General features: G+C 61.4%; 18 protein-coding genes. 12 read left to right on the top strand and 6 right to left on the bottom strand.

Annotated features, from left to right (window positions below):
- Positions 1-47: 47 nt before the first annotated feature.
- Positions 48-1,871 (top strand): maltodextrin glucosidase, encoded by a 1,824-nt coding sequence (gene malZ / locus ACK3CV_RS05420; RefSeq protein WP_164141178.1) that lies wholly within the window; start codon positions 48-50, stop codon positions 1,869-1,871.
- A gap of 53 nt (positions 1,872-1,924) precedes the next feature.
- On the opposite strand, the gene ggt is transcribed toward malZ, so the two are convergent.
- From ggt to ACK3CV_RS05435, 3 genes are all read right to left on the bottom strand, one after another.
- Positions 1,925-3,688 (bottom strand): gamma-glutamyltransferase, encoded by a 1,764-nt coding sequence (gene ggt / locus ACK3CV_RS05425; protein WP_489009813.1) that lies wholly within the window; start codon positions 3,686-3,688, stop codon positions 1,925-1,927.
- A gap of 234 nt (positions 3,689-3,922) precedes the next feature.
- Positions 3,923-4,525 carry a peroxiredoxin C gene (locus ACK3CV_RS05430; RefSeq protein ID WP_004940403.1) on the bottom strand — a complete coding sequence of 201 codons (603 nt, stop codon included), beginning with the start codon at positions 4,523-4,525 and terminating at the stop codon, positions 3,923-3,925.
- Positions 4,526-4,754: 229 nt separating this feature from the next.
- Positions 4,755-5,336, bottom strand: a complete 582-nt coding sequence (locus ACK3CV_RS05435; RefSeq protein ID WP_033637294.1) for an ACP phosphodiesterase — start codon at positions 5,334-5,336, stop codon at positions 4,755-4,757.
- 120 nt (positions 5,337-5,456) lie between these two features.
- Between ACK3CV_RS05435 and queA the strand changes: the two genes are divergently transcribed.
- The 5 genes from queA to secF all read left to right on the top strand — a co-directional run bounded on the left by queA (position 5,457) and on the right by secF (position 10,941).
- On the top strand, positions 5,457-6,527 hold the full coding sequence (queA, locus tag ACK3CV_RS05440; RefSeq protein WP_164038827.1) for a tRNA preQ1(34) S-adenosylmethionine ribosyltransferase-isomerase QueA: 1,071 nt from the start codon (positions 5,457-5,459) through the stop codon (positions 6,525-6,527).
- 72 nt (positions 6,528-6,599) lie between these two features.
- Positions 6,600-7,724: a tRNA guanosine(34) transglycosylase Tgt gene (gene tgt / locus ACK3CV_RS05445; protein ID WP_033647322.1), complete on the top strand. Its 1,125-nt coding sequence runs from the start codon at positions 6,600-6,602 to the stop codon at positions 7,722-7,724.
- A 33-nt stretch (positions 7,725-7,757) separates the two neighbouring features.
- On the top strand, positions 7,758-8,090 hold the full coding sequence (gene yajC, locus ACK3CV_RS05450) for a preprotein translocase subunit YajC (RefSeq protein ID WP_004940391.1): 333 nt from the start codon (positions 7,758-7,760) through the stop codon (positions 8,088-8,090).
- Positions 8,091-8,114: 24 nt separating this feature from the next.
- Positions 8,115-9,962, top strand: a complete 1,848-nt coding sequence (gene secD / locus ACK3CV_RS05455; protein WP_071883770.1) for a protein translocase subunit SecD — start codon at positions 8,115-8,117, stop codon at positions 9,960-9,962.
- 10 nt (positions 9,963-9,972) lie between these two features.
- Positions 9,973-10,941 carry a protein translocase subunit SecF gene (gene secF / locus ACK3CV_RS05460; protein ID WP_019454209.1) on the top strand — a complete coding sequence of 323 codons (969 nt, stop codon included), beginning with the start codon at positions 9,973-9,975 and terminating at the stop codon, positions 10,939-10,941.
- Positions 10,942-11,005: 64 nt separating this feature from the next.
- Here the strand turns inward: secF and ACK3CV_RS05465 are convergent, their stop codons facing one another.
- Positions 11,006-11,566, bottom strand: coding sequence for a SadB/YajI family lipoprotein (locus tag ACK3CV_RS05465; RefSeq protein WP_033637297.1), 561 nt, complete (start codon positions 11,564-11,566; stop codon positions 11,006-11,008).
- A 176-nt stretch (positions 11,567-11,742) separates the two neighbouring features.
- Here ACK3CV_RS05465 and nrdR point away from each other — a divergent pair, with 176 nt between their 5' ends.
- From nrdR to pgpA, 6 genes are all read left to right on the top strand, one after another.
- Positions 11,743-12,192 carry a transcriptional regulator NrdR gene (gene nrdR / locus ACK3CV_RS05470; protein ID WP_004940387.1) on the top strand — a complete coding sequence of 150 codons (450 nt, stop codon included), beginning with the start codon at positions 11,743-11,745 and terminating at the stop codon, positions 12,190-12,192.
- Positions 12,193-12,202: 10 nt separating this feature from the next.
- Entirely contained in the window at positions 12,203-13,312 is a 1,110-nt protein-coding gene (ribD, locus tag ACK3CV_RS05475; RefSeq protein ID WP_164038824.1) for a bifunctional diaminohydroxyphosphoribosylaminopyrimidine deaminase/5-amino-6-(5-phosphoribosylamino)uracil reductase RibD, read from the top strand.
- A 107-nt stretch (positions 13,313-13,419) separates the two neighbouring features.
- A complete protein-coding gene (ribH, locus tag ACK3CV_RS05480; protein WP_033637299.1) occupies positions 13,420-13,890 on the top strand; it encodes a 6,7-dimethyl-8-ribityllumazine synthase in 471 nt (156 codons plus the stop codon).
- 20 nt (positions 13,891-13,910) lie between these two features.
- Positions 13,911-14,327 (top strand): transcription antitermination factor NusB, encoded by a 417-nt coding sequence (gene nusB, locus ACK3CV_RS05485; protein WP_033637300.1) that lies wholly within the window; start codon positions 13,911-13,913, stop codon positions 14,325-14,327.
- 51 nt (positions 14,328-14,378) lie between these two features.
- Complete coding sequence (gene thiL, locus ACK3CV_RS05490) at positions 14,379-15,371, top strand: thiamine-phosphate kinase (RefSeq protein ID WP_033637301.1); 993 nt, start codon at positions 14,379-14,381, stop codon at positions 15,369-15,371.
- Positions 15,364-15,858 carry a phosphatidylglycerophosphatase A gene (pgpA, locus tag ACK3CV_RS05495; protein WP_033634010.1) on the top strand — a complete coding sequence of 165 codons (495 nt, stop codon included), beginning with the start codon at positions 15,364-15,366 and terminating at the stop codon, positions 15,856-15,858. The genes thiL and pgpA overlap by 8 nt, the downstream gene beginning before the upstream one ends.
- 32 nt (positions 15,859-15,890) lie before the next feature.
- Here the strand turns inward: pgpA and ACK3CV_RS05500 are convergent, their stop codons facing one another.
- Positions 15,891-16,865 carry an aldo/keto reductase gene (locus ACK3CV_RS05500; RefSeq protein ID WP_164038821.1) on the bottom strand — a complete coding sequence of 325 codons (975 nt, stop codon included), beginning with the start codon at positions 16,863-16,865 and terminating at the stop codon, positions 15,891-15,893.
- A gap of 108 nt (positions 16,866-16,973) precedes the next feature.
- A complete protein-coding gene (dxs, locus tag ACK3CV_RS05505; RefSeq protein WP_164038819.1) occupies positions 16,974-18,839 on the bottom strand; it encodes a 1-deoxy-D-xylulose-5-phosphate synthase in 1,866 nt (621 codons plus the stop codon).
- Between the last annotated feature and the right edge of the window lie 14 nt (positions 18,840-18,853).

Consider the following 18,853-nt stretch of genomic DNA (forward strand, 5'->3'; position numbering starts at 1 on the left):
TCTTGAAGAACGCCGTCGATTTCGTTTGGTACAGCAGGAGAAACAGTATGCTTAACGCCTGGCATCAACCGGTCCCGCCTTTTGTGGTGAAGCAAGGGCAACGTTTGGATATCACGCTGTGGTTACAGGGGGATGAACTGCCGGAACGGGTGTTTTTGCGCGCCGAACCGGACAACGAAGAGTGGCTGCTGGCGATGAAAGCGCAGCGCCACGAGGGGATGCGGCGCTACCAGGCCAGCCTGACGCTGAATGAGGGCGAGCCGACGCGGCGTTACTGCTTCAAGCTGCTGTGGGCCGATCGCCAGCAGTGGTTCGGCCCGCAGGGCTGGTCGCCGACGCCGCCGGGGCAGCTGGCGCAGTTCGCCGTCGACGAACCTGACAACGGCCCCGAGTGGGTGGCGGATCAGCTGTTCTACCAGATTTTCCCCGATCGCTTCGCCAGCAGCGGCGGCGAGCACGGCATCCAGAGCGGCAGCTACCGCCATCACGCGGCCGGCGCCGAGGTGATTCGGCGCGACTGGCAGCACCCGCTGGAGGATCGCCACGCCGCCTCGACCTTTTACGGCGGCGATCTGGACGGCATCGGCGCCAAACTGCCGTATTTGCAGCAGCTGGGGGTGACGGCGCTGTACCTGAACCCGATTTTTACCGCACCGAGCGTGCATAAGTACGATACCGAGGACTATTACCAGGTCGATCCGCACTTCGGCGGCAACGCGGCGCTGCAGCGTTTGCGAGTGAGCACTCACAAGGTGGGCTTGAAACTGGTGCTGGACGGGGTATTCAACCACACCGGCGACTCGCATCCGTGGTTCGACCGCCATCGTCAGGGCGAAAACGGCGCCTGTCACCACCCCGATTCGCCGTATCGCGGCTGGTTCAACTTTTACCCGGACGGCCGCGCGCTCGACTGGAAGGGCAACGCCAGCCTGCCGAAGCTCAACTTTGCCGAGCCGCAGGTGGCGGAAGCGATCTATCGCGGGGAAGGCAGCGTGGTGCGCCACTGGCTGCGCCCGCCGTACAGCATCGACGGTTGGCGGCTGGACGTGGTGCACATGCTGGGGGAGAACGGCGGCGCCACCGGCAACCTGTACCACCTGGCTGGCATCTATCAGGCGGTGAAGCAGGAGAATCCGCAGGCCTACGTAGTGGGCGAGCACTTCGGCGACGCGCGCCGCTGGCTGCACGCCGGCGTGGAGGATGCGGCGATGAACTACATGGGCTTCGCGCTGCCGGTGCGGGCGTTCTTGGCGGGGCTGGACGTAGCCTATCACCCGGTGCGGCTGGACGCCGCCGGGTGCGCGCAGTGGATGGACGGCTACCGCGCCGGGTTGCCGCACGGCCGCCAGCTGATCCAGTTCAACCAACTGGACAGCCACGATACCGCGCGTTTTCTCACGCTGTTGCAGGGGAACGCGGCGCGCATGCAGATGGCGGCGGTGTGGTTGCTGAGCTGGATTGGCGTGCCTTGCCTCTATTACGGTGATGAGATTGGCCTGGACGGCGGCAACGATCCGTTCTGCCGCAAGCCGTTCCCGTGGGACGTCGGCGACTGGGATCGGCCGTTGCTGGCGCTGTTCCAGCGCATGGCGGCGCTGCGTAAACAGAGCGTGGCATTGCGCCGCGGCGGTTGTCAGGTGCTGTACGCCAGCGGGGAAACGCTGGTGTTCGTGCGCCTGTATCAGCAGAAGCAGGTGTTGGTGGCGCTGCAGCGCGACGGCAGCGGCCAGGCGCAGCTGCCGTACAACCCGCTGTTGGCGCGCGGCCCGTGGCGGCGTGTGGAAGGGCGGGGAGAGTTGAGCGAAACGGCGGGCGGGCTGCGCCTGCAGCTGGCGGAAGAGACGGCCACCGTGTGGCGCTGTGAAGGCTAAAGACACTGCGGGGGCCAAAGGGCCCCCGCGATAAAGGTGAGTAGGCGTTTACATCAGTAACCGACCGCAGAACCTGCCGGGCGACGCACGTCGTTGGCGCCGTACAGATAGCCTTCGCGCACCTTGCCGGAAACCGCCGAGTCGTTGCCGGAGTTGGCCGGGCTGACGCCCGCCGCGCCCGGCAAACCGACCAGAATCAGTTCGGCGGCGCCCCACGGCGTTTGCTCGACCATCTTATAGCCCATGCCGCTCAGCAGCTTCAGCGTATCGGCGGAAACGCCGCGCTGTTCGTAGTACACCTCATCCGGCAACCATTGGTGATGGATGCGCGGCGCGTCCACCGCTTCCTGCGGCGCCATGCCGTGGTCTATCACGTTCAACGCGGTCTGCAGGGTGATGGTGATGATGCGCGAGCCGCCCGGCGAGCCCAGCACCATAAAGATCTTGTTGTCCTTGGTCACCAGCGTCGGGCTCATCGACGATAGTGGGCGCTTACCGGGGGCAATGCTGTTGGCGGTGCCCTGCACCAGCCCGTACAGGTTTTTCTCGCCCACTTTGACCGTAAAGTCGTCCATCTCGTCGTTGAGGAAGAAGCCGGTGCCCGGTGCGATCACCACGGCGCCGAAGCGGCCGTTGACGGTATAGGTGGTGGAGACCGCGTTGCCGTCGTGATCGACGATCGAATAGTGGGTGGTTTCCGGTTTCTCATGCGGTTCCATGCCGGGCTGCACGTTTTCCGACGGCGTGGCCTTGTCCGCGACGATTTTCTTGCGGATCTGCTTGGCGTAGCTCTTGCTCACCAGCCGGTCGATCGGGTTCTTGATGAATTCCGGGTCGCCGAGGTAGGTGTTGCGGTCCATGTAGGCATGGCGCATCGCTTCGGTCATGGTGTGAATGGCCGCCGCCGAGTTGAAGCCCATGCTTTTCAGGTCGTAGCCTTCCACCACGTTGAGGATTTCGCACAGCGTCACGCCGCCGGAGCTGGGAGGCGGCGCCGACACGAACTTGTAGCCGCGATAGCTGCAGGTAATCGGCGGCGTTTCGGTGACCTTGTAATTGGCGAAGTCGGCGGCGGTCAAGATGCCGCCGCCCTGTTTGGCCGCCGCCTCCACCGCCTGCGGGATCTTGCCTTTATAGAAGGCGTCGGTTCCCCCTTTGGCGATGGCTTCCAGCGTATTGGCCAGATCGGTTTGCACCAGTTTGTCCCCCGGCTGCAGCGGGCTGCCGTCCGGGCGCAGGAAGATTTTGGCCGACTCGGGATCCTGTTTGAAGCGCGCGACGGTGGTGTCGAGGATATCGGTATCGGCGCGGGTCAGCACAAAGCCTTCGCGCGCCAGCCTGATCGCCGGCGCCAGCACCTGTTCACGGCTCAGCTTGCCGTACTTCTCACGCGCGGTTTCCATCCCCAGCACGGTGCCCGGCACGCCCGCCGCCAGATAGCCGTACAGGCTGGCGTCTTTCTTCACCTTGCCGTCGGCATCCAGATACATGTTGGCGCTGGCCGCCGCCGGCGCGGTTTCACGGAAGTTGATGAAGGTGTCGGTGCCGTCCGCCAGGTGGACGGTCATAAAGCCGCCGCCGCCGATGTTGCCGCAGCAGGGGTTAACCACCGCCTGCGCGTAACCGACCGCCACGGCGGCGTCGATGGCGTTGCCGCCCATCTTCAGGATATCCACGCCGACCTGCGAGGCCAGGTGCTGCGAGGTGACCACCATGCCGTTTTTGGCTTCCACCGCGGGGTTGGATGCCGCATACAGGCTGCCGCTGACCAGCAGCGCCGCCATGGTCAGGGGTTTGCTCCATTTCTGTAAAAACATAGTTATTCCTACCCTGTCAGTTTTTTATTGTGTTGTGTTTGCTTGCCGCTGTTCGCTTGCAAAGCGCGAGCCAGCGTTATTGATAGTAGCCGCTGATGGGCGCACGCGCGGCGAGCAGGGTGGGGAATGTGAGCGGAAACAGGGAAATAAAGCACTGAAGGTGGGCGGTCTGCCCCATAAAGGGGCATAAAAAAACCGGCCGCGTGGGCCGGTTGATTCACTATCAGGCTGAAATTACAGCTTGGCAGCGTTTTCAGACAGGTATTTTGCAACGCCGTCTGGGGAAGCGCCCATACCTGCTTTGCCTTTTTCCCACTGAGCCGGGCACACTTCACCGTGCTCTTCGTGGAATTGCAGCGCATCAACGGTACGGATCATTTCGTCGATGTTACGGCCGATTGGCAGGTCGTTAACAACCTGAGCACGCACGATGCCGTCTTTGTCGATCAGGAAGGAGCCGCGCAGCGCAACGCCGGCTTCCGGGTGTTCGATGCCGTAAGCTTTCTGAATTTCACGCTTAACGTCAGCAACCATTGCGTATTTCACTTCACCGATGCCGCCTTTGTCGACAGGGGTTTTACGCCATGCGTTGTGGACGAACTCTGAGTCGAAGGAAACGCCAACCACTTCAACGCCACGCTTCTGGAACTCTTCATAGCGGTGATCGAAAGCGATCAGCTCGGAAGGGCATACGAAGGTGAAGTCCATTGGCCAGAAGAACAGGACGGCCGGTTTGCCGTTCAGGTGCTTCTTCAGGTTGAAGTTTTCAACGATTTCGCCGCTACCCAGTACGGCAGCTGCAGTGAAGTCAGGGGCTTGACGAGTTACCAGGACCATAATTACTCCTGTAATAGGTGTTAAAGGGTGGATGTAAAAACAAGGGCCAGTATAGGGGCCGCGACTTGGTGAATAAAGGGTAAAAGACCAATCGATGAGATAGCTTTCACCTATCAAAGTCGTTGATATAATTTAGCGAGCTTTAAAAATAACCTTTTCCCACAAAAGGGCAAGCGGCAAAACGTAAATTCTTGCAAGGCGTTGCAGTTTCAAGGGATTGAGCTTGACCTCAGAGCGCTTTGTCCTTCGCCTGCCGCATCATTTGCGGGTAAAACTGCCAGAACTGTGTTTCAAGCTGATGATAATGTTGCTCGACGTCGGCGAACGAACCGGCCAGCGCCTCGAGGCGCGGGCGGCGGCTGGCCATGCCCTGCAGCACCCGGGCGATGAACGGCAATTCGGCGTAGCGCTCCAGCCAGCGCTCCGGCCACAGGTAGCCGTTCAGGTTCTGAAAGCGCGGCGGCGTGAGCGGCAGAAAAGGTTCGATCTGGCTGCGGGCTTCCTGGGTAAACTGGTGCAGGTCGCGCGAAGGCTCGAGCTGCTGCCAGTGGCGCGCCAGAAAATGGTCCCACACCACGTCGAGGGTGATCGGCGCCACGCGGCGGTAGGGGGCGCTGAAATAGTCGCGGCTGGTTTTGACCTGCGGCAGGCTGTCGGTCAGCACGTCGACGCGGCGGTGCATCATGATGCCGGCCACCACCTCAGGCTGGTAGTCGGCGGCGGGGTTGCCGCGCACGAAATCGGCCAGCAGGTTGCCCAGCAGCGAGCTGTCCGCCAGCATGGCCAGGTGAAGATGAGCGAGAAAATTCATCCCTCAACTATACCCGAAGTCAGGCAAATCCTCCTTATTTCTTGCCGCTGACCGCCCCCGGCTTTAGACTAGGCCGCCTGTTTTTTACCAACCAGCCCTAAATTGAAGAAGTGAATACCCATGCGCGTCGCTGATTTTTCGTTTGAACTTCCCGAATCCCTGATTGCCCACTATCCCCAGGCCGAACGCAGCGCATGCCGCCTGCTGCAGCTGGACGGGTCGAGCGGGGCGCTGACGCACGGCGTATTCACCGATCTGCTGGATAAGCTGGAAGCCGGCGACCTGCTGGTGTTCAACAATACCCGCGTGATCCCGGCGCGCATGTTCGGCCGCAAGGTCAGCGGCGGCAAGATTGAGGTGCTGGTGGAGCGCGTGCTGGACGACCATCGCGTGCTGGCGCACGTGCGCGCGTCGAAAGCGCCGAAGCCGGGCGCCGAGCTGCTGTTGGGGGATGACGAGAGCATCGCCGCCACCATGGTGGCGCGCCACGAGACGCTGTTCGAGCTGCGTTTCAACGACGAACGCGACGTGTTCACTATCCTCAACGCTGCCGGCCACATGCCGCTGCCGCCTTATATCGCCCGCCCGGATGAAGACGCCGACCGCGAGCTGTATCAGACGGTCTACAGCGAGAAGCCCGGCGCGGTTGCCGCGCCGACCGCCGGCCTGCACTTCGACGAGCCGCTGCTGGCGGCGCTGCGCGCCAAGGGCGTGGAAATGGCGTTTGTGACGCTGCACGTCGGTGCCGGCACCTTCCAGCCGGTGCGCGTGGAAACCATCGAAGATCACGTGATGCACGCCGAATACGCCGAAGTGCCGCAGGAGGTGGTCGATGCGGTGCTGGCCTGCAAGGCGCGCGGCAAACGCGTCGTAGCGGTGGGCACCACCTCGGTGCGCTCGCTGGAAAGCGCCGCGGCGGCCAGCAAAGAAGCGCTGATTGCGCCGTTCTTCGGCGACACCAGCATTTTTATCTATCCGGGCTATCACTATCAGGTGATCGACGCGCTGGTGACCAATTTCCACCTGCCGGAATCGACCCTGATCATGCTGGTGTCGGCCTTCGCCGGTTATAAAAATACCATGAACGCCTATCAGCAGGCGGTGGCCGAGCAGTATCGCTTTTTCAGCTACGGCGATGCGATGTTCATCAGCCGTAACCCGCAGGCGGAAAACGAGTCCGTCGGCGGTTAATTTCCCGGGCTGCGCGCACGGCGCGGCCCCGTTTCAACGACATCAGACTGTTTCTCTGATGCTGGAGGCTTTGTGAAGTACGAACTACAAACTACCGATGGCCGCGCGCGTCGCGGCCGCCTGATCTTCGACCGCGGCGTGGTGGAGACCCCGGCCTTTATGCCGGTCGGCACCTACGGCACGGTCAAGGGCATGACGCCGGAAGAAGTGAAAGAAACCGGCGCGCAGATCCTGCTGGGCAACACCTTCCACCTGTGGCTGCGCCCGGGCCAGGAGATCATGAAGCTGCACGGCGACCTGCACGATTTCATGCAGTGGCATGGGCCGATCCTTACCGATTCCGGCGGTTTCCAGGTGTTCAGCCTGGGGGCGATGCGCAAGATCAAAGAGGAAGGCGTGTACTTCCGCAACCCGATCAACGGCGACAAGGTGTTCCTGAGCCCGGAAAAATCGATGGAAATCCAGTACGACCTGGGTTCCGACATCGTGATGATTTTCGATGAATGTACGCCGTATCCGGCCGACTGGGACTACGCCAAGCGTTCGATGGAAATGTCGCTGCGCTGGGCGGAGCGCAGCCGCAAGCGATTCGACGAGCTGGAAAATAAAAATGCGCTGTTCGGCATCATTCAGGGCGGCGTTTACGAAGATTTACGTGATGTTTCAGTCAAAGGGCTGGTGGATATCGGCTTTGACGGGTACGCTGTGGGCGGCTTGGCTGTAGGCGAGCCGAAAGAGGATATGCATCGCATTCTTGAACACGTTTGCCCGCAAATTCCGGAAGATAAGCCACGCTATTTGATGGGCGTCGGCAAGCCGGAAGATTTGGTGGAAGGCGTGCGTCGTGGCATCGACATGTTCGACTGCGTCATGCCGACCCGCAACGCCCGCAACGGCCATTTGTTCGTGACTGACGGTGTGGTAAAAATCCGTAATGCCAAGCACAAGGATGATACTTCTCCGCTGGATAAGGACTGTGATTGCTACACCTGTCGCCATTACAGCCGCGCCTACTTGCACCATCTCGACCGTTGCAACGAAATATTGGGTGCTCGACTGAACACGATTCATAACCTGCGTCACTACCAACGCCTGATGGCGGGTTTACGCCAGGCTATCGAAGAGGGTAAATTAGAGCAGTTTGTTGCGGATTTCTATGGTCGGATCGGCAAGCCGATTCCGCCTTTAAACGCTTGATCTAATAATTGATAACTTAATGAGGGAATTTCAATGAGCTTTTTCATTTCTGACGCCGTCGCATCCGCAGGGGCTCCGGCTCAGGGAAGCCCGTACTCTCTGATCATTATGCTGGTGGTGTTCGGCCTGATCTTCTACTTCATGATCCTGCGCCCACAGCAGAAACGCGCTAAAGATCACAAGAAGCTGATGGACTCCATCGGTAAAGGCGACGAAGTGCTGACCACCGGCGGCCTGATCGGTCGCGTGACCAAAGTGGCCGACACCGGCATCATCGCCATCGCGCTGAACGACACCACGGAAGTGATGATCAAGCGTGACTTCGTGGCGGCCGTTCTGCCGAAAGGTACCATGAAGGCCCTGTAATCTTTTTTCCCGAAGGGAATTGCCGTGCTAAACCGTTATCCTTTGTGGAAGTATCTGATGTTGATCGTCGTGATCCTCGTCGGTCTGCTTTATGCGCTTCCCAACATCTACGGTGAGGATCCGGCCGTACAAATCACTGGCGCGCGCGGCGTCGCCGCCAGTGAAACTACGCTGGACCAGGTCCGTACCGTATTAGAAAAAGACAACATCGCGAGCAAGTCGATTGCGCTGGAAAATGGCGCCATCCTGGCTCGCTTTAAAGATCCTGACGTTCAGCTGCGCGCCCGCGAAGCGCTGGTGACCGAGCTGGGTGACAAATTCGTCGTGGCGCTGAACCTGGCGCCGGCCACGCCGACCTGGCTGGCCATGCTGGGCGCAGAGCCGATGAAACTCGGCCTGGACCTGCGCGGCGGCGTACACTTCCTGATGGAAGTGGACATGGACACTGCGTTGAGCAAGCTGCAGGAACAGACCATGGATACCCTGCGCAGCGAGCTGCGCGAGAAGGGCATTCCTTACGCGTCTATCCGCAAGCTGGACAACAACGGCGTGGAAGTTCGCTTCCGTGACAATGCGGCTCGTGACCAGGCCATCAGCTACATCGGCCCGCGTCAGCGCGATCTGGTGCTGTCCGCCAACGGCGCCAACACCATGAAAGCCAGCCTGACGGACGCCCGTCTGAGCGAAGCGCGCGAATACGCCGTCCAGCAGAACATCACTATCCTGCGTAACCGCGTCAACCAGCTCGGCGTCGCCGAACCGCTGGTGCAGCGCCAGGGCGCCGACCGCATCGTGGTCGAGCTGCCGGGCATTCAGGACACCGCGCGAGCCAAAGAAATTCTGGGCGCCACCGCGACCCTGGAATTCCGTCTGGTGAACACCAATGCGGACGCCACTGCGGCGGCCAACGGCCGCGTGCCGGGCGACTCCGAGGTGAAATACACCCGTGACGGCCAGCCGATCGTGCTGTACAAGCGCGTGATCCTGACCGGTGATCACATCACCGACTCCACTTCGAGCACCGACGAATACAACCAGCCGCAGGTTAACATCTCGCTGGACAGCGCCGGCGGCACGTCCATGTCCAACTTCACCAAGGACAACATCGGCAAGCCGATGGCGACCCTGTTCGTGGAGTATAAGGACAGCGGCAAGAAAGACGCTAACGGCCGTGCGGTGCTGGTGAAACAGGAAGAAGTGATCAACGTGGCGAACATTCAGTCGCGTCTGGGCAACAGCTTCCGCATCACCGGTATCGGCAACCCAAACGAAGCGCGTCAGCTTTCGCTGCTGCTGCGTGCGGGCGCGCTGATCGCGCCGATTCAGATCGTCGAAGAGCGCACCATCGGCCCGACCCTGGGTCAGCAGAACATCACCCAAGGTCTGGAAGCCTGTCTGTGGGGCCTGGTGGCGTCCATCGTCTTCATGGTGGTCTGGTACCGTAAGTTCGGCGTGATCGCCACCACGGCGCTGGTCGCCAACCTGGTGCTGATCGTCGGCGTGATGTCCCTGTTGCCGGGGGCGACGCTGACCATGCCGGGCATTGCCGGGATCGTGTTGACGCTGGCGGTGGCGGTCGACGCCAACGTACTGATTAACGAACGTATCAAGGAAGAGCTGAAGAACGGCAGGTCCGTTCAGCAGGCGATCCATGAGGGCTATAAAGGCGCGTTCTCCAGTATCGTTGACGCCAACATCACCACCCTGATCACCGCGGTCATCCTGTACGCAGTGGGCACCGGTTCGATCAAAGGCTTTGCGATCACCACCGCTATCGGTGTGGCGACGTCCATGTTCACCGCGATTGTCGGTACCCGTGCCATCGTCAACCTGCTTTACGGCGGCAAACGCATTAACAAGCTGTCTATCTGAGGAGTGCGTTGTGGCACAGGATTATACTGTTGAGCAACTCAACTACGGCCGTAAAGTCTACGACTTTATGCGCTGGGACTACGTGGCCTTCGGCATCTCGTTGGTGCTGTTGGTCGCGTCGATCGCCACCATGTCGGTGCGCGGGTTTAACTGGGGTCTGGATTTCACCGGCGGTACGGTGATTGAAATCAACCTGGAGAAACCGGCTAATCTCGACCTGATGCGCGATACGCTGGAGAAGGCCGGGTTCCAGGATCCGATCATCCAGAACTTCGGCAGCAGCCGCGACGTGATGGTGCGCATGCCACCGGCGACCGGCACCGCAGGCCAGGAACTGGGCAACAAGGTGATCGGCGTGATCAACGACTCGGTGGATAAAAACGCCACCGTGAAGCGCATCGAGTTCGTCGGCCCGAGCGTGGGCAGCGAGCTGGCGCAAACCGGCGGCATGGCGCTGCTGGTGGCGTTGATCTGTATCCTGATCTACGTCGGTTTCCGCTTCGAATGGCGCCTGGCGCTGGGGGCGGTTATCGCGCTGGCGCACGACGTGATCATCACGCTGGGCGTGCTGTCGCTGTTCCACATCGAGATTGACCTGACCATCGTCGCGTCCCTGATGTCGGTTATCGGCTACTCGCTGAACGACAGCATCGTGGTTTCCGACCGTATTCGTGAGAACTTCCGCAAGATCCGCCGCGGTACGCCTTACGAGATCATGAACGTGTCGTTGACCCAGACGCTGAGCCGTACGCTGATGACTTCCGGGACCACCCTGATGGTGGTGCTGATGCTGTACATCTTCGGTGGCGCGATGCTGCAAGGCTTCTCGCTGGCGATGCTGATCGGCGTGTCGATCGGTACCGTCTCCTCGATCTACGTCGCGTCCGCGCTGGCGTTGAAGCTGGGGATGAAACGCGAACACATGCTGCAGCAAAAAGTGGAAAAAGAGGGCGCAGATCAGCCTTCGATTCTGCCTTAACAACCGCAGTATTCAGCGATATGAGAAGGAGCGCCGATGGCGCTCCTTTTTTTTGCCTCGGGGATCAGTGCTGCTTCACTACCGCCGGTTGGGCGGTCGAAACCAGACTGTGCAGACGGATATAGCCCAATTGTTCCGGCGTCAGGCCGCTGAAGCGCAGTTCGAAGTCCTGGCCGGGCTTCGGCAGCAGCGAGTCGGCGCTGGCGATCGGTTGCGACAGCGCCTCGGCGGTCAACGGCCGGCCGGTGGTGTCGTCCAACTGGCCCCATTCCACCACGGCTTTGAACGGCGGCAGCGTGGCCTGTGAGAGGATGCGTACATGCAGCTGCGCCTGCGTGCCGTTGGCTTCGTTCTTGATGTGGCTCAGTGAAACGCTCAGTTCGCCGATACCGCTCTGCAAACGGGCGGCGCTTCGGGCCGCCGGCAGCAGATAGACGCCATTGTCGGAGTGCTGATTGAGCTGATTCTGCCGCTCCAGCGCGGTGGTTTGATCGGTCAGCACGCTCACTTTCTGGTTCAGCGCGGCGACCTGATGGCGCAGCTGGGGCACGGCGGCGTTATGCGCGCAGCCCGCCAGCAACACGGCGGCGGCGAGCAGGGCGATTTTGGGGTAACAGGTTGTCATGACGGCGATTTCCTATGCTGAATCTCCTGCTATCAAGCTTAGTCCGCCCGGAGGGGAAAGTCATATCGGCGCCGCTTCCAGGCCGCGTGTCGCAACAAATGGCCGCCGCCCTTTGTTGTGGCTGCACTTCGGGGTAAACTGCATTTATCTATAAAAAACGTTTATCAGGACGTGTTATGCATTGCCCTTTCTGCGCCGCCGTTGATACCAAAGTCATTGATTCCCGCCTGGTGGGGGACGGCTCGCAAGTGCGCCGTCGCCGCCAGTGTCTGGTGTGCAATGAACGCTTCACCACCTTCGAGGTGGCTGAGCTGGTGATGCCGCGAGTGATTAAAAGCGATGAGGTGCGCGAGCCGTTCAACGAAGACAAACTGCGCCGCGGCATGCTGAAAGCGCTGGAAAAGCGCCCGGTCAGCTCGGACGACGTGGAAAACGCCCTTAATCATATCAAATCCCAACTGCGCGCCACCGGCGAACGCGAAGTGCCGACCAAACTGGTGGGCAATCTGGTGATGGACGCGTTGAAAAAGCTGGATAAGGTCGCCTATATTCGCTTCGCGTCGGTGTACCGCAGCTTCGAAGACGTGCGCGAGTTCGGCGAAGAGATCGCCCGCCTGCAAGACTAAAGGATCTTTCATGCATCACGACGAACTTTATATGGCGCGCGCCTTCGAACTGGCGCGGCTGGGGCGTTTTACCACCGCACCCAATCCGAACGTCGGCTGCGTTATCGTGCGCGACGGCGAAATTGTCGGTGAAGGCTATCATCTGCGCGCCGGCGAGCCGCACGCGGAAGTGCACGCGCTGCGCATGGCGGGCGACAAGGCGCGCGGCGCCACCGCCTATGTCACGCTCGAGCCGTGCAGCCATTACGGCCGCACGCCGCCCTGCGCCGATGCGCTGGTGGCCGCCGGCGTAACCCGGGTGGTCGCGGCGATGCAAGATCCCAATCCGCAGGTGGCGGGGCGCGGGCTGTACAAGCTGCAGCAGGCCGGCGTCGAGGTGCGGCACGGCCTGATGCTGGCCGAGGCCGAAGCGGTCAACCTGGGCTTCCTCAAGCGCATGCGCACCGGTTTCCCTTACGTGCAGCTGAAGCTGGGCGCGTCGCTGGACGGCCGCACGGCGATGGCCTCCGGCGAGAGCCAGTGGATCACCTCTCCCGAAGCGCGTCAGGACGTGCAGCGCCTGCGCGCGCAGAGCGCCGCCATTCTCAGCACCAGCGCCACCGTGCTGGCGGACGATCCGTCGCTGACGGTGCGTTGGGATGAATTGGACGCCGAGACGCAGCGCCTCTATCCGCGCGACAATCTGCGCCAGCCGCTGCGCATCCTGCTCGACAGCCAAAATCGCATTACTCCGCAGCACCGTGTGGTGCAGCAGCCGGGCGCCACTTGGCTGGCGCGCCTGCAGGCGGATGAACAGGCCTGGCCGCAAGACGTCGAGCAGTTTATCTGCCCGGCGCACGGCGGCGGCGTCGATCTGGTGGTGATGATGATGCTGTTGGCCAAGCGCCAGGTGAATTCAATCTGGGTGGAGGCGGGCGCATCGCTGGCCGGTGCGCTGCTGCAGGCCGGCCTGGTGGATGAGCTCATTTTGTACATCGCGCCGAAACTGTTGGGCGATAATGGCCGTGGCCTGTGCCACCTGCCGGGCCTGGAGCGGTTGGCCGATGCGCCGGAATTCGTCTTTAGCGACGTGCGCCAGGTCGGCCCCGATCTGCGTTTGCGCCTGCGGGCGAAACACTGAATCTCGCGCCCGCGCGCCGGCTTTACAAAAGCGCCGCGCAGGCGATGAAAGAATATGATAGAATCCGCCCCCCTGCGGGGTATTGAACCCATTTTTAAGGAAAGCCCATGAAAGTTATCGAAGGTGTTGTTGCTACTCCAAAGGCCCGTGTGGCGATCGCAATTGCACGTTTTAACAATTTCATCAACGACAGCCTGCTGGAAGGCGCGATCGATGCGTTGAAACGCATTGGTCAGGTTGCTGACGACAACATCACCGTTGTCTGGGTCCCGGGCGCTTACGAGCTGCCGCTGACGGCGAGCGTATTGGCCAAAACCGGCAAATACGACGCGGTTATCGCGCTGGGCACCGTTATCCGTGGGGGCACCGCGCACTTCGAATATGTGGCGGGCGAAGCCAGCTCCGGCATCGGCAACGTTGCGATGAATGCCGAAATCCCGGTTGCTTTTGGCGTGCTGACCACCGAAAGCATCGAGCAGGCGATCGAACGCGCCGGCACCAAAGCGGGCAACAAGGGCGCTGAAGCCGCGCTGACCGCACTTGAAATGATTAATGTTATCAAAGCTATTAAAGCCTGAATTTAGTTAAGGGGAATTCCGTGAAACCTGCTGCTCGTCGCCGCGCTCGTGAGTGCGCTGTTCAAGCGCTTTACTCTTGGCAGTTGTCTAAAAACGACCTTGCCGATGTTGAACACCAGTTCCTGACGGAGCAGGATGTCAAAGATGTTGACGTCACCTATTTTCGCGAGTTGCTGTCCGGCGCGGCAGTGAATGCAGGTATGCTGGACGAACTGATGGCGCCTTACCTGTCGCGTCAGCTCGAAGAGTTGGGCCAGGTGGAGCGCGCGGTGCTGCGCGTCGCGCTGTTTGAACTGAAAATGCGCGAGGATGTCCCTTACAAGGTGGCGATCAACGAAGCGATCGAACTGGCGAAAACCTTCGGCGCGGAAGACAGCCACAAGTTTGTGAACGGGGTGCTGGATAAAGTGGCGCCAACCCTTCGCAAGAAAAAGTAAAACATTAAGGCCGGCATTCCCGGCCTTAATTTCTTCTAGTGGAATATCGATATGGCATGCGGCGAATTTGACCTCATTGCCCGCTATTTTGACCGGTTCAAGCGTGTGCGCCGGGATGTACAGTTGGGCATTGGAGATGACTGCGCACTGCTGGCAGTGCCGGAAAAACAGCTGGTGGCCGTCAGTACCGATACGCTGGTGGCGGGCGTGCACTTTCTGCCGGACATCGATCCGGCAGATCTCGGCTATAAGGCGTTGGCGGTCAATCTGAGCGATCTGGCGGCGATGGGCGCCGATCCGGCCTGGCTTTCGCTGGCGCTGACCCTGCCTGAAGTGAACGAATCCTGGCTGAAGGCCTTCAGCGACAGCCTGTTCGATCAGCTCAACTATTACGGCATGCAGCTGATCGGCGGCGATACCACGCGCGGGCCGCTGAGCATGACGCTGACCATCCAGGGGCTGATCCCGGCCGGCCGGGCGCTGACCCGCAGCGGCGCGCGCATCGGCGACTGGATCTATGTGACCGGCACGCTGGGCGACAGCGCCGCCGGGTTGGCTATCCTGCAGGATCGTTTGGCGGTGACGGAAACGACGGCGCGCGATTATTTGGTCGCTCGCCATCTGCGGCCGCAGCCGCGGGTGTTGCAGGGGCAGGCGCTGCGCGATCTGGCCAGCTCGGCGATCGACATCTCCGACGGCCTGATTTCCGATCTGAAGCATATCCTTAAGGCCAGCGACTGTGGCGCACGCATCGTGCTGGACGAGCTGCCGATGTCGCAGGCGCTGAGCAGCCACGCCGATGCCGAGCAGGCGCTGCGCTGGGCGCTGGCGGGCGGCGAAGATTACGAGCTGTGCTTCACCGTGCCGGAGATCAACCGCGGCGCGCTGGAAGTGGCGTTGAGCCACCTCGGGGCCGACTACACCTGCATCGGCCAAATTGGCCCGCTGTCTGAAGGCATCCGCTATTATCGCGACGATGAGGCGGTAGAGCTGGACTGGGCTGGGTTCGATCATTTCAACGCGGAGCCGGGCACCCATGGATGAAGCCAAGCGCCGGCTGCGGATGAGCAATCCGTGGCACCTGCTGGCCACCGGGTTTGGCAGCGGTTTGTCGCCGGTGATGCCGGGCACCATGGGATCGCTGGCGGCGATCCCGTTTTGGCTGCTGCTGATCCAGCTGCCGTGGCAGCTCTACTCGCTGACGGTGATGTTCAGCATCTGCATCGGCGTCTATATTTGCCACCGCACGGCAAAAGACATGAAGGTGCACGATCACGGCAGCATCGTCTGGGACGAGTTCGTCGGCATGTGGATCACGCTGATGGCGCTGCCGGTTAACGACTGGCGCTGGGTCGCCGCCGGTTTCGTTATCTTCCGCATTCTCGACATGTGGAAGCCGTGGCCGATCCGCTGGTTCGACCGCAACGTGCATGGCGGCATGGGCATCATGGTCGACGATATCATCGCCGGCGTGCTGTCCGCCGGCATCATCTACCTGATTGGGCACCACTGGCCGATCGGGCTGTTCTGACAGACGGGCGCGCCGTTTTGCGCCCGCTTCTCTTATTCAAATCCCGTCACCCGATGCGGCACGTAAGCCGTCTCCAGTTCTGCGACCTCTTGCGGCGACAAACTCAAATCGACCGCGGCGATGGCGTCATCCAACTGCTCGCTGCGTGAAGCGCCGACGATCGGCGCGCTGACCGCCGGCTTATTCAGCAGCCAGGCCAGCGCGATCTGCGCGCGTGAAACGCCACGTTCGTCGGCGAGGCTGGCGACGCGCTCGGCGATGATGGCGTCGATGCCTTCAGTTTCCTCGTACAGGCTCTTGCCGAACTGGTCGGAAACCAGCCGCGCGGTGGTTTCGCCCCAGGGGCGGGTCAGGCGGCCGCGCGCCAGCGGGCTCCACGGCAGCACGGCGATGCCTTCGGCGGTACACAACGGATGCATTTCGCGCTCTTCTTCGCGCTGAATCAGGTTGTATTGATCCTGCATGCTGACAAAGCGCGTCCAGCCGTGCAGATCGGCGGTATACAGCGCCTTGGCGAACTGCCAGGCGTACATCGAGGAGGCGCCGATGTAACGCGCCTTGCCGGCTTTCACCACGTCGTGCAGCGCTTCCAGCGTCTCTTCCAGCGGCGTTTCGTTATCCCAGCGGTGGATTTGCAGCAAATCGACATAGTCGGTGCCCAGGCGCCGCAGGCTGTCGTCGATGGATTGCATGATGTTGGCGCGCGACAAACCGCGCTCCAGGTTGCTCAGCGGGAAATACACCTTGGTGGCGACCACCACGTCTTCGCGGCGCGCATAGTCGCGCAGCGCCCGGCCGAGGATCTCCTCGCTGCTGCCGTCGGAATAGCTGTTGGCGGTATCGAAAAAGTTGATGCCGGCTTCCAGCGCCTGTTTCAGCAGCGGGCGGCTGCTCTCTTCCGGCAGCGTCCAGGCGTGATTGCCGCGGTTCGGTTCGCCGTAGGTCATGCAACCCAGGCAGATGCGCGAGACGTTCAGATCGGTGTTGCCCAGTTTAAGGTACTTCATGCTTGCCTCCCATTCGAAAGCTCAGACAGTAACTGTAGCGTGGATCCCGGAGGGCGGAAACGAAAACGCCCCCGAGAGCGGAGGCGTTCTTTCAGGTGCGAGTGGCGATTACTGCGCCAGCCAGGTTTCGATTTGGCGCTGAATGCCGGCGGCGTCCAGCCCCAGATCGGCGCGCAGTTCTTCCTGGCTGCCCTGCGAGACAAAGCTGTCCGGCAGGCCGAGGTTCAGCACCGGCACCGGACGGCGTTTGGCCATCAGCAGTTCGTTGACGCCGCTGCCGGCGCCGCCCATGATGGCGTTCTCTTCCAGCGTGACCAGCGTTTCATGGCTGGCGGCCAGTTCGAGCACCAGCTGCTCGTCCAGCGGTTTGACGAAGCGCATGTCGACCAGCGTGGCGTTGAGCGCCTCCGCCGCTTGCGCGGCCTCCGGCAGCAGGGTGCCGAAGTTGAGAATGGCGATCTTTTCCCCCTGGCGGCGCACCACGCCTTTGCCGATCGGCAGCAGGTTGAGCGGCTCCAGCGCCGCGCCGGTGCCGGTGCCGCGCGGATAGCGCACGGCGCTCGGGCCGTCGTTGTAGTGATAGCTGGTGTACAGCATCTGGCGGCATTCGTTCTCGTCGCTCGGCGTCATGATCACCATGGTCGGGATGCAGCGCATGAACGACAGATCGAACGCCCCCTGGTGAGTCTGGCCGTCGGCGCCGACGATGCCGCCGCGATCGATGGCGAACATCACCGGCAGGTTTTGGATCGCCACATCGTGGATCAGCTGATCGTAGGCGCGTTGCAGGAAGGTGGAATAGATCGCCACCACCGGCTTGTAGCCGCCGATCGCCAGCCCGGCGGCGAAGGTGACCGCATGCTGCTCGGCAATCGCCACGTCGAAATATTGCTGCGGGTAGTCACGAGAGAACTGCACCATGCCGGAGCCTTCGCGCATCGCCGGCGTGATCGCCATCAGCGAGCTGTCTTTGGCGGCGGTTTCACACAGCCAGTCGCCGAAGATTTTCGAATAGGTCGGCAGACCGCCGGCGCTTTTCGGCAGCGTGCCGCTGGCGGGATCGAACTTCGGCACCGCGTGGAAGCTGATCGGATCCTTCTCCGCCGGCGCGTAACCGCGGCCTTTCTTGGTCATGATGTGCAACAGCTGCGGGCCTTTCAGATCGCGCATGTTTTTCAACGTGGCGACCAGCCCCTGCACGTCGTGCCCGTCTACCGGGCCGATATAGTTGAAGCCCAGCTCTTCGAACAGCGTGCCCGGCACCACCATGCCTTTCAGGTGCTCTTCGGTGCGTTTCACCAGCTCCTTGATCGGCGGCACGCCGGCCAGCACTTTCTTGCCGCCTTCGCGCAGGGTGGAGTAAAGCTTGCCGGACAGCAGCTGCGCCAGGTGGTTGTTCAGCGCGCCGACGTTTTCCGATATCGACATCTCGTTGTCGTTCAGCACCACCAGCATGTCCGGGTTGATGTCGCCGGCGTGGTTCATCGCTTCGAACGCCATGCCGGCGGTGATGGCGCCGTCGCCGATCACGCACACCGTGCGGCGGCCTTTGCCTTCACGTTCCGCCGCCACCGCCATGCCGAGGCCGGCGCTGATCGAGGTCGACGAGTGGCCGACCGACAGCACGTCGTATTCGCTTTCGGCGCGCCACGGGAAGGGGTGCAGGCCGTTCTTTTGCCGAATGGTGGCGATACGGTCGCGGCGGCCGGTCAGAATTTTGTGCGGGTAGGCCTGGTGGCCGACGTCCCACACCAGGTGATCGAACGGCGTGTTGTAGACGAAATGCAACGCCACCGTCAGTTCGACGGTACCCAGCCCGGAGGCAAAGTGGCCGCTGGAGCGACTGACGCTGTTCAGCAGGTATTGCCGCAGCTCATCGCACAGCTTCGGCAAGCTCTCTTTGGGCAGTGAGCGGAGTTCCTCGGGGTTTTCCGCTAGCGCCAGGGTTGGGTATTTGGCTATATCAAGACTCATTCGATACTCATATC

Source organism: Serratia sp. TSO36 (assembly GCF_057808395.1).

Coding starts and splice junctions, on each gene's coding strand:
- ribH (WP_033637299.1), top strand. CDS start 13,420: ATGAAAGTTATCGAAGGTGTTGTTGCTACTCCAAAGGCCCGTGTGGCG.
- nrdR (WP_004940387.1), top strand. CDS start 11,743: ATGCATTGCCCTTTCTGCGCCGCCGTTGATACCAAAGTCATTGATTCC.
- thiL (WP_033637301.1), top strand. CDS start 14,379: ATGGCATGCGGCGAATTTGACCTCATTGCCCGCTATTTTGACCGGTTC.
- ribD (WP_164038824.1), top strand. CDS start 12,203: ATGCATCACGACGAACTTTATATGGCGCGCGCCTTCGAACTGGCGCGG.
- ggt (WP_489009813.1), bottom strand. CDS start 3,688: ATGTTTTTACAGAAATGGAGCAAACCCCTGACCATGGCGGCGCTGCTG.
- ACK3CV_RS05430 (WP_004940403.1), bottom strand. CDS start 4,525: ATGGTCCTGGTAACTCGTCAAGCCCCTGACTTCACTGCAGCTGCCGTA.
- dxs (WP_164038819.1), bottom strand. CDS start 18,839: ATGAGTCTTGATATAGCCAAATACCCAACCCTGGCGCTAGCGGAAAAC.
- malZ (WP_164141178.1), top strand. CDS start 48: ATGCTTAACGCCTGGCATCAACCGGTCCCGCCTTTTGTGGTGAAGCAA.
- ACK3CV_RS05500 (WP_164038821.1), bottom strand. CDS start 16,865: ATGAAGTACCTTAAACTGGGCAACACCGATCTGAACGTCTCGCGCATC.
- pgpA (WP_033634010.1), top strand. CDS start 15,364: ATGGATGAAGCCAAGCGCCGGCTGCGGATGAGCAATCCGTGGCACCTG.
- ACK3CV_RS05465 (WP_033637297.1), bottom strand. CDS start 11,566: ATGACAACCTGTTACCCCAAAATCGCCCTGCTCGCCGCCGCCGTGTTG.
- yajC (WP_004940391.1), top strand. CDS start 7,758: ATGAGCTTTTTCATTTCTGACGCCGTCGCATCCGCAGGGGCTCCGGCT.
- ACK3CV_RS05435 (WP_033637294.1), bottom strand. CDS start 5,336: ATGAATTTTCTCGCTCATCTTCACCTGGCCATGCTGGCGGACAGCTCG.
- queA (WP_164038827.1), top strand. CDS start 5,457: ATGCGCGTCGCTGATTTTTCGTTTGAACTTCCCGAATCCCTGATTGCC.